The sequence below is a fragment of the Ochrobactrum sp. AP1BH01-1 genome, from assembly GCF_018066705.1.
Lineage (GTDB): Bacteria > Pseudomonadota > Alphaproteobacteria > Rhizobiales > Rhizobiaceae > Brucella.
Map to the genome: position 1 here is coordinate 1,053,622 of NZ_JAGPOU010000001.1, position 14,526 is coordinate 1,068,147.

The window sequence follows — 14,526 nt, forward strand, 5'->3', positions numbered from 1 at the left end:
TTTGCCGCCCCGCGACCGGTACGGGTCTCGACACGCAACAGATGCTGGCGATCACCGATGTCTGTGGCCAGCAGCGCAGCGACAAACGCCCGCCTTTGCGAGATGCCGCTGGCGGATTTGAGCAAAAGAACATCCGGATCACCCAAAGGCAAATCGGCAATGCGTTGAGCGCCGCGCCTGAGATCATCATAACCGTCCAGTACACGTTGAGGCATGGCGCTTCTACGGGCTGGTCAGCCGACCTGTTAAGTATCGCGATGACCACCGTTCGATGATCCACGGTCATCTGATGCGGAAGCATGCACCCATCTTAGCTTGCTTTTTCCGGACGGCAATTTAGGCTCCGATCATCCAAGGTGGAGGCGAGGGTTCGCCCCCTTAGCCCAAGGAAGACCGGGCGCAGTCAGGCTATCGCGCCCCCATCGGCGGTCAGAATGGCACCCGTAATCAGGCTCGCAGCAGGACTTGCGAGAAAGACCACAGCGTTCGCGATTTCGCGTGGCTCGCCGAAACGCCCCAGCGACGTGAGGCTCCGCTGGAAGTCGGCGGCCGCGCCGTCCGCCGGATTTGCATCGGTATTCACCGATCCGGGCTGCACCAGGTTTACGGTAATGCCGTTCGGACCAAGTTCGCGCGACAGCCCGCGGGTGAAAGAGGTGAGTGCTGCCTTGGACATCGCATAAGCCGTTACGCCCGGGAATGGAACCCGCTCACCGAGACCCGATCCGATGGAGATGATACGCCCGCCGGCGGAAAGATGCGGAATGACAGCCTTCGCGAACAGCACTGGCGCTCGCACGTTGACGTCCATCAAGGTTTGATAGTCGGCTACATCGAGGTCAACGATCATTCCGGAGTGGCCGATCGCCGCGCTGTTGACGAGGATATCGAGACCACCAAGCGCCGTGATGGCATCGCTGGCTGCACGCGTGATCGCCTCAGGATTGGCACTATCGGCTTGAATAACAACCGCGCGACGCCCCGCATCTTCAATGGACTTGGCCACCGTGGCAGCTTTTTCAGCCGAGCGCTGGTACGTAAACGCCACGTCAGCGCCGTTCTCGGCGAGAGCCAATGCGATCGCGGCACCGATGCCTCGCGACCCTCCGGTTACCAATGCACGTTTCCCGTTCAGATCAATCATGTGTTCTTCCTTTTCTACGTAGTCGACCCAGGCCGCGATGGTTCTTACAAGATGCGAAAGACGCTCGACCGCCTGTCCCGCTAACTTAATGTTCTCCGTTAACGACGCTTAGTCTCAAGACCTGCTGAACTGTGTTGCAAGATGCGGAACGTCCGGCGACGCCTTGGCGTCAAACCCGCAGCGCACGGAGCAGACCTTCGAGGTTTCGCTCACCGTCCCTGGTCTGTGCTCCTGCCTTAAGCCCGCCTCGAATGAGTTTTTCGGCCGCCGGGCGCGCGAACAATCCCGCCCAGGCGTCGTGCTCGCGACTAAAGCCCTCCCGCAAGTCTGCGGGTGGCACCGCCTTTTTGGCGGCGGCGATGACGCCTTCTGGTAAAGCGGCGATGTTGCCTGCCAACCGGTCGACGAAGCTATCGAGTTCCGAGGCCCGCAGCGCCCGGTTGATCCAGCCATAGCATTCCGCCGTCGCCGCATCGATAAGATCGGCGCCGAGGATCACTTCGAGAGCCCGGCCGCGTGTCATCCGGCTGGACAGATATTGCATGGCCCCGCCGCCGGGCGTGATGCCCATCAACGCCTCGCATTGGGCAAGCCCTGCCCGCCCCTCTGCTGCGAACGCCATGTCGGCCGCTGCGACGAACTCCGCGCCGCCGCCGCGCGCCAGCCCGGCGAGCTTGACGATTGTCACCTGCGGCTGCTCCCGCAGCAGCTCACCGAATGCCTGGAACGGGTTGAGGCCTTCCGGAGCCTCGCGGGCAATCTCATCGAAGGCATGCGGCTCGTCGATCAAAGTCATGTCGACATGAGCAATGAAGAATTCCGGGTCCGCGCTCTGGAAAACCAGCACGCGCGTGTCGGGATCATCGCGAACGGAGAGAAGAAAACGGCGTATCTCACTCATCAAGGGGACATCGAGAACGTTGACCGGAGGATTGTCGATGGTGATCGTTGCGATGCCTTCCGATTTGGAAATTCGAAGCCGGCTGAAATCTGTGTCTGTCATATGTAAAGTCTCTGTTCTTCGTGAAACTCTGGTGCCGGTGTTTTGCACCATTGACCATAAAGTATTCATCGGATACCTAGCGTCAATTACGCACCTGAAGCATCCCAGGGATGCCGGAGGATACCGATGGATGAACCAACAAGTGAAAATGACCCGGTTTACCGTGCCGACTGCCCGAGCCGGGTGATCCTCGACCAGATAGCCGACAAGTGGTCGATGATGGTGCTGGCGGTGCTCAGCAAGCCCCGTCGCTTCAATGCGATCAAACGCCGCCTCGATGGCGTCACCCAGCGCGTGTTGACGCAGACGCTGCGCAAACTGGAACGCAACGGGATGGTGACGCGCAGGGTTCTGGACGGGCGCGTGCTCGGCGTCGAATATGCGCTGACACCGCTCGGCCGATCGCTGCAAGGACCGTTCTCGATCCTGTTCGACTGGACCGTCGAGAACATCGACGTGATCCAGGACTGTCAGCGCAGCTATGACGCGCGCGAAGATCAGGCAACAGTCTGAACCGAGGACAGCGCGAACAGGACGCTCATCTGATCTCGAACGTGGTCATTCGTCACTTTGACAATATGTGGACGATCCACGTCGAAGGCAGTACGGAAGTGCCGATTTCTCTCAGCACTTCCCTCGGATGAGACCTCCACTCAGATTTTTCTGAGTCTGAGAATTTATGATGCAACCATTCCGCCAGCGATCAGCGACACAAAGACCTCGACAGCTTCGCCCTGGCACAAAGTCTGACGTACCACAGCCGATGAAAGCGCTTCTCCCGCACCGACGAAGCCAATGCAACGCTTCTCCAGATCCCCTGCCGATAGAGTATCGAAGGGCTTAAGGACTGTGGCGAACATCTGAACCGAATTGCCGAGCAATTCCTGAAATACGACGGCTTTTTCCTCACTTCCGGTTAAGGCTGCGCCGACGGTATGAAATTCATCCGTCATGTCAGCAGCGCAACGGATGTAGGCTTCCGCCAGCAGATGAATGGTTTCCTCTAGGCTCCGCGCACCCGCTGCCATCGCAGTTCGAAATGCCCTCACCCGCTCGTCATCAATCCACCGGTAAAGCTCGATGAGTAGACCAGAACGGGTACCGAAATGTTCGTACACCACCGGTTTGGAGATTCCGGCACGGGAGGCGAGATTGCCCAGCGTCAGACGGTCTGCACCTTCTTCGCGGACGATCAGCAATGCAGTATAGAGCAGTTGCCGTCGTCTCTCTCCTTTCGAAAGCCTACGTGATGAGGTCTGTATGGCAACGTGATTGGAAATACCTGTCATTGTCGGGTCCTTGCAAAACCTACTTTTAGTAGGTATAAACTACCATTAGTAGGTTATACCAAGTAAGGATATACGACAATGATTTCCCATCCTATTCTCCTGCTGGGTGGCACGGGCGCGATCGGACGTCAGACTGCCCGCGCGCTTCGCTCCGTTTACCCCGACGTTCCTTTATTGATCGGTGGGCGCGATCTGCTCAAAAGCCGCAACGCCGCAAGCGAGATCGGGCAAGCAGAGGGCGTGGTGATTGACGCGTGTGCTGACGATCTCGGTCTCGGTGATCGCGAGATCAGCGCCGTCTCGATTTTTTACGCTGACGAACGATTGGCCAGCCTGCGCTTCGCTCAAAGCCGCAGGATACCGCATCTGGGCATTTCTTCAGGCGTCTATGAAATTGCTCCCGAAGTTGCGACCTATATGCACGCGCCGGACGCCGCGGCAGTCGTCCTCGGCTATGAATGGCTGGTCGGCGCCACAACCGTCGCCACATTCACATGCGCAAAAGCATTTGCACGACTACACGAGATCACGATCGGTGCCCTTGTCGATGAGCAGGATGGTGGCGGCCCGGCCGTCGCCGAGGATTTTGAGCGATTGAACCGTATGATGCCGGCCGCCCTCACCCGTCGTGACGGCAGCTATGTCTGGCGTAGTGAAGATGATGCCAAAGCCGAGTTCCATGCGATCGATGGTACCAAAATAACTGGGACAGGCTTTTCGTCTGTTGATGTTGCCGGCCTGGCCGCAGCAACCGGAGCGCCGAATGTTCAGTTCAACATTGCGACCGGCGTCAGTTCGTCCCGTCGTCGGGGCAAACCCAAATCGACGGAAATCATCATCGAACTGGCTGGCGGGGATCACGACGGACAGCCGCTTCGCACCCGCCATGCGGTGTTTCATCCGGACGGCGCCGCTTCCTTGACTGCACTGGGCGTTAGCATGATCCTTGAACGACTGATCGGGCTGGACGGTAACAGGCCGACCCCAGCAGGGCTGTATTTCCCTTTTCAAGTTCTTGATCACACCACCTATCTATCTCGGTTGCATGCGGAAGGCGGCAGCATTATCCCTCTGGACGCCGATTGACATAATTGGCGGACCGGAGAACAACCTGATCCAGCAGCAGGTAAACGCACGGTCTTTCCTTGATTGCCGTTACATCGCCTGGCACGTAGTCCTGCGATAAGGTGGAGGGCGCACTCGATCCTGCCGATGAAGGCCTTTACGGCTACGCCGTGGATCCCGAACGGGCAAAAGCACTCTGGCAAAAGAGCGAAGAACTGGTCGGAGAGCGTTTTTGACGTTGAATGGATCGCTGTTGCGTTCGGACGCATTCCGAAAAGCACGCAACGGTTTTCGGTAAAGTACACGCAACGCAAAAATCAGAGCGCCACTCTGATATTCATGAAAGCTTGGCACTTGCCCTGCGATCGTCGTGATATCCGCAAAAGACCCGGCCCAATCCGGGTCCTAGTTTTCACGATCCGCCGAAAAGTCTTCAAAACACTCGATTAGAATCTCGGTGAGCACCCGTATCTTGCGTGCAGGGTGCTGCCCCGGCGGCCGGATCACATAGATGCCAAGTCTAGGCGGCGGATAACGTGTCATGACCGGGACCAACGCGCCGGAAGCCAGATGCTCCCTGATCAATTCTTCAGGAAGACCGGCAAGGCCAATCCCCGCAAGTGCTGCGGCCACAAGAGCCACGGCATTGTCGGCTTTGAAGCGGCCCTGCGGCTTCAAAGTGATGATCTTATCCCCATCCATCGCCAGCCATGTTTCAGTTCCCTGCATGACGACTTCGTGCATAAGGAATTCCTCTGGCGTCTCGGGGGAGCCGTACTTTTTGATGTAGTCCGGTGTTGCAACGTACTTGGCGGAGGTCCAGCCGACCCGTCTTGCAAGCATATTCGAGTCGGCAAGATGACCGACCCTTATCGCGCAGTCGAACCCTTCTGCGATCAGGTCAACGAACCGATCAGTATAGCTGGCCTGAACCTGCAACTCCGGATGGCGCTGTGCCAGGGACGCGAGCACCGGCGCGAAGTGCGTCGGACCGAACGTAAGCGGAGCTGCTACTCTTAGCCGACCGCGAAGATCGCCGGCGGGCGATATCGTCTCCTTGGCAATGTCGATCTCGGCGCAGACTTTTGCGGCGTGCTCCCGAAAGGTGATTCCAGCCTCCGTGAGCGCGGCGCCGCGCGTCGTGCGAGCGAGCAACTGCACGCCCAATTCCTTTTCCAGCCGAATAAGCCGCCGACTGACCATCGACTTCGAGATGCCGAGCCGCCGCGAGGCGGGAGAAACCCCGCCAGTATCAGCAACCTCCACGAAGGTTCGTAAATCTTCGATGTCCAAATCAACGTTCCTGTATTCACGACAGATTAGCGGTCGAATCGTTCTGATCGTACCACACATAGAAATACAGATTTTGACTTTAGCGTTCCTCGTTCCGCGACACAGCTCTACACGAACGGGCGCTACCGCATCACAAATGAAAATGACACTGTCGATAAAGGCGTCATCGCAAGCGGTGTGAGCCTACCAGTTAACCCACGCCTGAACAGTAGCAAAGGATGCTTCCATGACCTTTCGTAACGGCCTCGACTCGCTTCTTCGCCCCGAAGATTCGGTCCTCGTTCTGATCGACCACCAGCCCTATCAGCTCGCGAACCTGAACAGCCACGATCCGCAAGCCGTGGTCAACAGCACGACCGCATTGGCGAAGCTGGCAAAAGCCTTCGACGTTCCGACCATTCTTACCAGCGTGATCGCGGATCGCGGTGGACTTCTCTTCAAGCAGATCACGGATGTATTTCCGGACCAGGAGGTCATCGATCGCACCTGGGTAAACACCTGGCAGGACGAGAATGTTGTGAATGTTGTTAAGGCGACCGGTCGCAAGCAATTGATTATTGCCGGCCTGTGGACGGAGGTCTGCGTCGCAATGCCTGTCATCCAGGCGGCCGGCGAAGGCTGGGACGTGACCGTAATCACCGACGCGTCGGGCGGGATTTCGAAGGAGTCCCACGAAGTTGCAGTCCAGCGTATGATCGCGGCCGGTGCAAACCCGATGACCGTGATGGCGCTCGCCGGCGAATGGCAGCGCGATTGGGCGCGCACCGGGCATGTCGAGCAGCTGACCGAGATTCTCATCCAGCACTTCGCTGGCAGCGGCATCGCCTATCTCTGGGAACAGCAACTCCTCAACACGCCCGTAAAGGCAGCCAGCAAGGCCGGTTTGTAAAAGCTGACCGGGATGGCGGAATCTCGAGTTGACGTCGCCGCAAAGGTCCTCAGGTTGAGCCTCGCCATCCCGGTTCTAGCATGCTCACGCTTGGCCCAGCCGTGCACCGACGCGAAAGAGGCGTCTTCGACCACCGCGACGGTGAATATCTGACGACATACATGAAACTGGCGTGGTGGCGCCGGCAACAAACCCCGGTAAAACTTGGAAGGACCAAGCATGGAAATAGGTATCGACAGTTTTGCCGCGATCCTTCCTGATCCGACGACCGGAAAGCTCCCTTCGGCAACCGACCGCATGGCCGATCTTCTTGAGGAAGTGGAGGTCGCCGACAGGGTCGGGCTGGACGTATTCGGCATCGGCGAGCATCACCGAGCCGAATTCCTCGATTCTGCACCAGCGATCATACTTGCCGCAGCAGCGGCGCGCACCAGCCAGATTAGATTAACGAGCGCGGTAACCGTTCTGAGCGCCGCCGACCCGGTGCGGGTCTTTCAGGAGTTCGCAACCGTCGATCTGATTTCCAAAGGCCGGGCGGAGCTCGTTGTCGGCCGAGGTTCCTTCGTGGAAGCCTATCCGCTATTCGGTCTGGACACACGCGACTATGACGATCTTTTCGCGGAAAAGCTCGACCTGCTCCTGAAGCTTGGCGAGACAAGCAATCCCGTCTGGGAGGGGCAATTCCGCCCGGCGTTGAACGGTCAGGGGGTCTTTCCGAGACCTCACCAATCGCGACTGCCTCTATGGATCGGCGTTGGCGGCACGCCGCAATCATTCGCGCGTGCCGGCGCGCTCGGCCTTCCGCTGATGGTGGCGATCATTGGAGGAACATTTGAACGGTTTCGCCCGCTCGTCGATCTCTATCGCGAGTCCGGCTTGCGCGCGGGGCACAGTCCCGAGAAGCTCAAGGTGGGCGTTCATGCCATGGGCTTCGTCGGCGAGACCGACGCGGCGGCAAGGGACGCCTTCTTCCCGGGCTGGGCGCATCTGACGACCAAGGTAGGACGCGAACGTGGCTGGTCGCTCCCAACGCGTCAGCAGTTCGAAGACATGGCGGGCCCCCACGGCGCCTTCCTGATCGGCGCCCCGACAACGGTTGCCGAGAAGTTGCTTCGGGCCAGCAAGGTGCTCGGTGGTATTTCTCGCATCACATTTCAGATGAGCACCGCCTCTCTGGAAACGGTGGGAATGAAACGCTCGATCGAACTTCTCGGCACCGAGGTGGCGCCAATCGTGAGGGCTACTGGAAAGATCTGATCGTGAAGCGAATTCGAACCGGGGTGACCATATGGATATCGAGGATCTGCAGACATTTGTCGAAGTAGCTGACGCCGGGGGCGTTTCTCCCGCGGCACGTCGACTGGGGATATCCAAGTCGATGGTCAGCCGGCGCCTCATCCGTCTCGAGGAAGCTTTGGGTGTCCAGCTTCTTGCACGAACGACCCGCGGTGCTGCGCTGACGGAAGCCGGTGTTACCTTTCGTGAATATGCTGCAAAGGTATGCGCCGAAATGGATGCGGCAAGGGAGATTATCCTGCCAGCCGGCAATCTTCGTGGGCGCTTGCGGGTCGCCGTGCCACTGACATCGGGGCCAGTACATTTTGCCCCAGTGCTTTCTGAGATGGCGCGGCTCCATCCAGAGTTGCAAATTCAGGCTGACTACAGTGATCGCTTCGTGGATTTGATCGCAGAGGGATTTGACTGTGCAATCCGGGTTGGTGCACTGCGCGATTCGAACCTGATCGCGAGGCGAGTTGGTCAGATTTATGGGCAGTTGGTCGCAAGCCCTGACTATATCAAGATGCATGGCTCACCGGCAGCACCGGATGAGATCAGCTCTCACCAGGCTTTGGTGGGGGCTGAAACGTGGCGGTTCATGGATGGAGACAAAATCGTCACCGTGCAGCCACAGGGACGGTTCAGAACCGAGAACGGCATGGCACTTGCCAATGCAGCCGCCGCCGGGCTTGGCCTTGCATGGCTTCCCGACTGTGTCACGCAACATTATCTAGCCTCCGGCGCGCTCGTACCGGTCATGACCGCATATCCACTGCCGGTCGGCAATGTCCACGTCGTGCGCCCACCCAGTCCGCATCCAGTGCAAAAGGTACGCATCCTTTCAGAGTTGCTGATCGAATCGTTTGAGCGAAATGCGCCTGCCTGGAGCGCAGTAACATGATGGTCTTCACTCACACGCTTCTCACGTTTCGAATTCGCCTGTCGCGACAGACTACGATTTGTAGCCAGCAACTGAACGGCGGGCTTACGCCACGACGCCGCAAAATGCTTCGCATGGTCCAGGCGAAATCCGATGCGGAACTGGATGCGCCGCGCCTGCAACTGGTCGGTCTGGGCTAATCCATTGAAGTGGCAAGAACATCCGCATGCCGATGATCGATCAGAGGAGACATCAATAACGATTGTTCACCATCGGGAAGAGACGGCAATCCCCGTCCGAAAACCTAAGGAAAGGAAAGAAAACCATGACGACGATTACAACGCAGGACGGCACCCGGATATTCTACAAGGACTGGGGTTCGAAAGACGCGCAGCCCATCATGTTCCATCACGGCTGGCCGCTCAGCGCGGACGACTGGGACAACCAGATGCTGTTCTTCCTCGGCAAGGGCTACCGCGTCATCGCGCATGACCGGCGCGGTCATGGTCGCTCCGATCAGACCGATACAGGAAACGACATGGACACATACGCGTCCGACGTCGCGGAGCTGGCGCGGGAACTCGATCTGAAAGACGCGGTTCACGTCGGGCACTCGACCGGCGGCGGCGAGGTGATCCGTTATGTCGCTCGCAGCGAGCCTGGTCGTGTGTCGAAGGCCGTGCTGATCGGCGCGGTGCCACCGATCATGTTGGCGACGCCGCGTTATCCCCGTGGCCTGCCGATGGAGGTATTCGACGGGTTTCGCGAGGCGCTCCTGCGCAACCGCGCGCAGTTTTTCCTCGATGTCCCGACCGGCCCCTTCTACGGCTTCAACCGCGAAGGCGCCGAGGTCAGCGAAGGACTGATCCGCAACTGGTGGCGGCAGGGCATGATGGGCGGCGCAAAGGCCCATTACGACTGTATTACCGCCTTCTCGGAGACGGACTTCACCGAGGACCTTCAGGCCGTTTCTTTGCCGGTTCTCCTGATGCACGGCGAGGATGATCAGGTGGTGCCGATCGACGCTTCAGCCCGCAAGGCGGTCGATCTCCTTTCGAACGGCACGCTGAAGACCTATCCCGGCCTGTCGCACGGCCTGTTCGCCACGCATCCCGAGCTGATCAATGCCGATCTGCTGGCGTTCATCGAAAGCCGGGATGAGGGGTAAGCGAGCGGCGGCCATCCCGCCGGGCATCGCTTCAAACTGTCGATGACGGGACGACGGCTTATCGTCCGCCACCCCGTCGTCGCCCTTCGATCATTAACAACGCAAACAGGAAAGGCACGTGGATGGCTGAAGTGAGTCTGGGGCAAACGATAGGACCGGCAGTCGTCCTGATGGGAGCGGCCGTTGTCGCTGTGCCATTGTTCCGCCGGCTGGGGCTCGGATCGGTGCTCGGCTACTTCGCTGCCGGCGTTCTTGTCGGGCCATCGGTGCTGGGCCTGTTCAACGATACCCAATCCATCCTCCATTTTTCCGAGCTTGGAGTGGTGATGTTCCTGTTCGTGATCGGACTCGAATTGCGACCGAACAAGTTATGGGCGATGCGAACACAGATTTTCGGGCTGGGCCTCGTCCAAGTCTTCGCCGCGACAGCCGTCCTTACGCTGACGGGCGCGGTGCTCCTTGGTCTTTCCGCGACCGTCGCTTTCATCGCGGGGGCGGGCTTTGTTTTGTCCTCGACCGCTGTCATCATGTCGGTGCTGCAGGATCGGGGCGAGATTACGAGCACAGAGGGACAGAAGTCGGTTGCCATCCTGCTGTTTGAGGATCTGATGATCGTGCCGCTGCTGGCGGTGGTCGCTTTTCTCTCACCGCTCTCCCACGGAGAGGCAGAATGGACCGACGTCCTCGTGGCCGTTGCGGCACTGCTCGTGCTTCTCGGCGTATCGCGCTGGGGCCTGAATCCGTTCTTCGCCTTACTGGCACGCGCGCGCACCCGCGAAGTGCTGACGGCAGGTGCGCTGCTGGTCGTGCTCGGCGCAGCACTGCTGATGGATGTCGCCGGATTGTCAATGGCGATGGGCGCGTTCCTTGCCGGAGTGATGCTCTCGAGCTCGAGCTACCGGCACCAGATCGAAAGCGATATTGAGCCGTTTCGCGGCCTGCTCATGGGACTGTTCTTCCTTGCCGTCGGCATGTCTCTGGACCTTTCGATCGTCGCGGCCGAATGGCTACTTCTGCTGGCCATGCTGGGCGCGTTCACGGTCGCGAAGGGTGCCGTGGTTTATGCGGTTGCGCGTCTGTTCGGCAGTTCGAACCATCAGGCCCTGCATCGCACATCCATTTTCCTCCAGGGCGGCGAATTCGCCTTCGTCCTTTATGCGGCAGCGACCTCGGGCGGAGTAATCGACACACGGGAGAATGCGCTGTTCGCCACCGTCGTAATCCTGTCGATGGTGCTGACCCCGCTGCTCACGATAGCGACCGACCTTCTGCTTCGAACGGAAGCGTCGATGGATGGCGTCGATCCCGCCCGCGATCTCAAGGGGCGGGTCCTGATCATCGGGTTTGGACGCTTCGGCCAGATCGCGTCACAGATACCTCTGTCGCAGGGCGTTGAGCTTTCTGTCATCGACAAGGACCCGGATCGCATCCGCGATGCTGGGCGATATGGGTTCAAGGTCTTCTTCGGCGACGGGACCCGACTCGATACGCTGCGCCACTCCGGTGCGGGGGAAGCGGATGCGATCATGATCTGTGTAGACGACCCGAAGGCCGCGCTGAAGATCGTGGAACTGGCGCAACACGAGTTTACGCAGGCGAAGCTTCTTGTCCGCAGCTACGATCGTGGACACGCGATAGATCTGATCCGCGCCGGCGTGGATTACCAGATCCGCGAGACGGTCGAATCCGCCTACCTGATGGGAGCGGAAGGTTTGCGGGCGTTGGGCTACGGAGAAGCCGATATTGAAGATGCCAGCACAGACATTCGTCGGCGCGATGCCGAGCGCCTGTCCGAGCAGGTTCACGGAGACATCATGTCAGGCAGCAACCGGCTGCTCCTTCAACCCGTGCGAAAGCCGCTCTGATGATCAGGCTTTTTGCAAAAACAGATATCGCTGTGACCGCCTCTGCTGAGAATCTTCTCCGCTTCGTCGCAACTCCCGTGGAAATCGAATAACAAGATCAGGACAAATCATGCCCACACTGTACTATGCCATGGGCGCGTGCTCGCTGGCGCCGCATATCGCACTCGAATGGATCGGCGCACCCTACGAGGCGGCCAGGGTGCAGCACGGCTCCAGCGAGCTGCTTGCGGTCAATCCGGCCGGCGCGGTGCCGACCCTTCGCGAGGACGACGGCTGGCTTCTAACACAGGCCGGTGCGATCCTCGACTATCTGGCACACAAACACCCCGAGGCCGGCCTTGCCGGTGGGGATAGCCTACGCGCCAGAGCCGAAGCGCATCCCTGGTCCTCCTTCTTCACTTCGGACGTTCATGCGGCCTTCTGGCCGATCTTCATGCCTTTCCGCTACACGAGCGACGAAAGTGAAAGTGCCCGGCAGGCGGTGGTCGAAGCCGGATACAAACTGGTCGCGAAGCAGTTAAGCATCCTCGGCCGCCACCTAGATGGGCGGGAGTATATCCTGAATGGAGCGCGCTCGATGATAGACGCCTACTCTTTCCCGATGATCCGCTGGGCGCTGAAGCTTCTGCCGGGAGGATTGGAAGGATATCCGAACGTGCTGGCACTTCATGACAGGCTGGCCGGCGATCCGGCCGTGCAGAAGGTGCTCGCGCGTGAGGCGGAAGGCTCACTGCGAAAGGCTGAGCGGGAATGATGGCCGGTATGCGGAGCGCCGACAGCCGAATTGGCAAACCGGGAGTGGCGATGGTTCAGTTTCACATCGCCGATACCGTGCCAGGCAAAAACTTTGGAATGTACGCGACGATGTCACTGGTCGCCAACGTAACGCTGGTAGCGGCGTCTCTCGTAGTTCCGTTCGTAACAAGCAGACGCTGAACCCACGTCGGCAGGTGATGACCCGATCCATACAGAAAAACGTTGGCGGAATCGTTTGAGTAACTCCGCGGCACTCCTCGAAATATTAAACCTTTGAAAATGGAGAAACACAATGGAAAAGCCTGAATTCATCGTCGTGCCGGGCTTCGGCGAAAAGTTTCGTGAAAACCTGCACTTCTCGAACGCCGTCAAGATCGGAAACCGGGTCGAGACCTCCGGCCAGGGCGGCTGGAACGACGATCTGGATATCCCCGAGGCGATCGATGAAGAGATCGCCGCCGCATTCCGCAATATCGAGTTGATCTTGGCGAAGGCCGGCGCGAACTGGGACCACGTCGTTCACGTTAACACCTACCATGTCGGCGGTTTTCCGCCGATCGTCAACGAGACGATCGTCAAGCTGTACCGCCAGTACATGCCGGACCACGCACCGATCTGGACGCAAGTGGGCGTCGAGGCGCTGGGCCTGCCGACGATGCGGTTCGAGATCCGCGTCACCGCCATCATTCATTGATGGTGCAGCTTCCATGCGAGCCGAGGGCTCCACTCGTGGTCACCTCGGCCGGAAAGGACGTGGATCATGATGCAGCGCACTGCAGTCTTCCCGCTGGACGCCACGCGCTCTATCAGGCCAACGGCTACTCGGCCGCCATCCGCTTCGGCGATCTGTTGTTTGTTTCGGGTCCGGAAACGCGAGAACCGAACTCTAGCGCGACCCTGCGAAACCTCAAAAATCTGGAGGCAAACCCAAGATGCAATCCAACCTCAATCGAACACGCTATAAGTCCCGGCAAGTCGGCGATGTGAATGTATTCTACCGCGAGGCAGGACCAGTCGACGCGCCAGTCATCCTGCTGCTGCACGGCTTTCCCACGGCCAGTCACATGTTCCGTGACCTGATCCCGCGTCTGGCCGATCGCTACCGGCTCATCGCGCCTGATCTCCCCGGTTTTGGCCAGACCAAGGCACCACCACGCGGGACGTTCGACTACAGTTTCGATCGCCTTGCCGATGTGATCGAAGGTTTCACAGAAGCCCTCTCGCTTGATCGCTACGCGCTTTACATCTTCGACTATGGCGCCCCGGTCGGCCTGCGACTGGCGACGCGTCACCCCGAGCGGGTGTCGGCGATCATCAGCCAGAACGGCAACGCCTATGTCGACGGCTTCAGCGACCAATGGGGACCCTGGGAGGCCTATTGGCGCGATGCGAGTGACGCCAACCGCGAAGCCTGCCGGCCATCGCTGTCCCCGGACACCATCAGGAACTGGCAATATGGCACGGGAGCCGATCCAGAACTCCTCTCCCCGGACGGTTACGAGCTCGACATCGCCTATATGGCTCGGCCCGGCGCGGAGGAAATCCAGCTCGACCTAATCCACGACTATCGCAACAACGTGGCGCTCTATCCGGATTTCCAGTCGTATTTTCGCGAACATCGCCCCCCGCTGCTGGCCACCTGGGGTCGTTATGATCCGGCGTTCATTCCTCCAGGCGCCGAGGCCTACAAGCGCGACCTTCCCGACGCAGAGGTCCATCTGCTCGATGCCGGACATTTCGCGCTGGAGACCCATGCCGACGAGATCGCAGCCCTGATCCGCGATTTCCTCGGCCGCGTTCTGCCCGATGGAAAGTAGGGCCACGGATACGCTCGATCTCAGAGAGCTAAATGCCGACCTGGTGGGTTAGCGAGACGCATGAATGGATTGGGAGAAA

16 protein-coding genes and 1 pseudogene are annotated in these 14,526 nt (G+C 59.3%); 13 read left to right on the forward strand and 4 right to left on the reverse strand.

The features are described 5' to 3' along the window. Nucleotides 1-41: 41 nt before the first annotated feature. The gene (locus tag J9800_RS04945) at nucleotides 42-275 is read left to right on the forward strand and encodes a hypothetical protein (protein WP_142860055.1); all 234 of its coding nucleotides are present in this window, start codon (nucleotides 42-44) and stop codon (nucleotides 273-275) included. Between the two features lie 128 nt (nucleotides 276-403). Here J9800_RS04945 and J9800_RS04950 read toward each other — a convergent pair whose 3' ends face one another. Next, entirely contained in the window at nucleotides 404-1,144 is a 741-nt protein-coding gene (locus tag J9800_RS04950) for an SDR family NAD(P)-dependent oxidoreductase (protein ID WP_142860057.1), read from the reverse strand. 169 nt (nucleotides 1,145-1,313) lie between these two features. Continuing rightward, complete coding sequence (locus J9800_RS04955; protein ID WP_210845640.1) at nucleotides 1,314-2,147, reverse strand: enoyl-CoA hydratase/isomerase family protein; 834 nt, start codon at nucleotides 2,145-2,147, stop codon at nucleotides 1,314-1,316. A 126-nt stretch (nucleotides 2,148-2,273) separates the two neighbouring features. On the opposite strand from J9800_RS04955, the gene J9800_RS04960 reads away from it, so the two are divergent. Continuing rightward, nucleotides 2,274-2,660: a winged helix-turn-helix transcriptional regulator gene (locus J9800_RS04960; protein WP_095447478.1), complete on the forward strand. Its 387-nt coding sequence runs from the start codon at nucleotides 2,274-2,276 to the stop codon at nucleotides 2,658-2,660. A gap of 164 nt (nucleotides 2,661-2,824) precedes the next feature. On the opposite strand, the gene J9800_RS04965 is transcribed toward J9800_RS04960, so the two are convergent. After that, nucleotides 2,825-3,436: a TetR/AcrR family transcriptional regulator gene (locus J9800_RS04965; protein WP_192799674.1), complete on the reverse strand. Its 612-nt coding sequence runs from the start codon at nucleotides 3,434-3,436 to the stop codon at nucleotides 2,825-2,827. A 78-nt stretch (nucleotides 3,437-3,514) separates the two neighbouring features. Here J9800_RS04965 and J9800_RS04970 point away from each other — a divergent pair, with 78 nt between their 5' ends. Continuing rightward, nucleotides 3,515-4,522 (forward strand): NAD(P)-dependent oxidoreductase, encoded by a 1,008-nt coding sequence (locus tag J9800_RS04970; RefSeq protein ID WP_142860059.1) that lies wholly within the window; start codon nucleotides 3,515-3,517, stop codon nucleotides 4,520-4,522. A 384-nt stretch (nucleotides 4,523-4,906) separates the two neighbouring features. Here the strand turns inward: J9800_RS04970 and J9800_RS04975 are convergent, their stop codons facing one another. Continuing rightward, a complete protein-coding gene (locus J9800_RS04975) occupies nucleotides 4,907-5,794 on the reverse strand; it encodes a LysR family transcriptional regulator (protein WP_142860061.1) in 888 nt (295 codons plus the stop codon). A gap of 226 nt (nucleotides 5,795-6,020) precedes the next feature. Here J9800_RS04975 and J9800_RS04980 point away from each other — a divergent pair, with 226 nt between their 5' ends. The 10 genes and pseudogenes from J9800_RS04980 (at nucleotide 6,021) to J9800_RS05020 (ending at nucleotide 14,447) form a co-directional block, all read left to right on the forward strand. After that, entirely contained in the window at nucleotides 6,021-6,683 is a 663-nt protein-coding gene (locus tag J9800_RS04980) for a hydrolase (RefSeq protein ID WP_095447481.1), read from the forward strand. A 219-nt stretch (nucleotides 6,684-6,902) separates the two neighbouring features. Further along, a complete protein-coding gene (locus J9800_RS04985; protein WP_142860063.1) occupies nucleotides 6,903-7,940 on the forward strand; it encodes an Atu2307/SP_0267 family LLM class monooxygenase in 1,038 nt (345 codons plus the stop codon). Between the two features lie 31 nt (nucleotides 7,941-7,971). Next, nucleotides 7,972-8,862, forward strand: coding sequence for a LysR family transcriptional regulator (locus J9800_RS04990; protein WP_142860065.1), 891 nt, complete (start codon nucleotides 7,972-7,974; stop codon nucleotides 8,860-8,862). Next, nucleotides 8,859-9,041, forward strand: a complete 183-nt coding sequence (locus J9800_RS04995; protein WP_142860067.1) for a hypothetical protein — start codon at nucleotides 8,859-8,861, stop codon at nucleotides 9,039-9,041. The genes J9800_RS04990 and J9800_RS04995 overlap by 4 nt, the downstream gene beginning before the upstream one ends. 125 nt (nucleotides 9,042-9,166) lie before the next feature. Continuing rightward, nucleotides 9,167-10,009 carry an alpha/beta fold hydrolase gene (locus J9800_RS05000; protein WP_142860069.1) on the forward strand — a complete coding sequence of 281 codons (843 nt, stop codon included), beginning with the start codon at nucleotides 9,167-9,169 and terminating at the stop codon, nucleotides 10,007-10,009. A 122-nt stretch (nucleotides 10,010-10,131) separates the two neighbouring features. Next, complete coding sequence (locus J9800_RS05005) at nucleotides 10,132-11,874, forward strand: monovalent cation:proton antiporter-2 (CPA2) family protein (RefSeq protein WP_142860071.1); 1,743 nt, start codon at nucleotides 10,132-10,134, stop codon at nucleotides 11,872-11,874. Nucleotides 11,875-11,983: 109 nt separating this feature from the next. Next, on the forward strand, nucleotides 11,984-12,628 hold the full coding sequence (locus tag J9800_RS05010) for a glutathione S-transferase family protein (RefSeq protein WP_142860073.1): 645 nt from the start codon (nucleotides 11,984-11,986) through the stop codon (nucleotides 12,626-12,628). Between the two features lie 294 nt (nucleotides 12,629-12,922). Next, complete coding sequence (locus J9800_RS05015; protein WP_142860075.1) at nucleotides 12,923-13,324, forward strand: RidA family protein; 402 nt, start codon at nucleotides 12,923-12,925, stop codon at nucleotides 13,322-13,324. Nucleotides 13,325-13,390: 66 nt separating this feature from the next. Continuing rightward, nucleotides 13,391-13,494: pseudogene (locus J9800_RS22305) on the forward strand (RidA family protein); the annotation flags it as partial. Nucleotides 13,495-13,562: 68 nt separating this feature from the next. After that, nucleotides 13,563-14,447, forward strand: coding sequence for an alpha/beta fold hydrolase (locus J9800_RS05020; RefSeq protein ID WP_142860079.1), 885 nt, complete (start codon nucleotides 13,563-13,565; stop codon nucleotides 14,445-14,447). Nucleotides 14,448-14,526 lie beyond the last annotated feature (79 nt).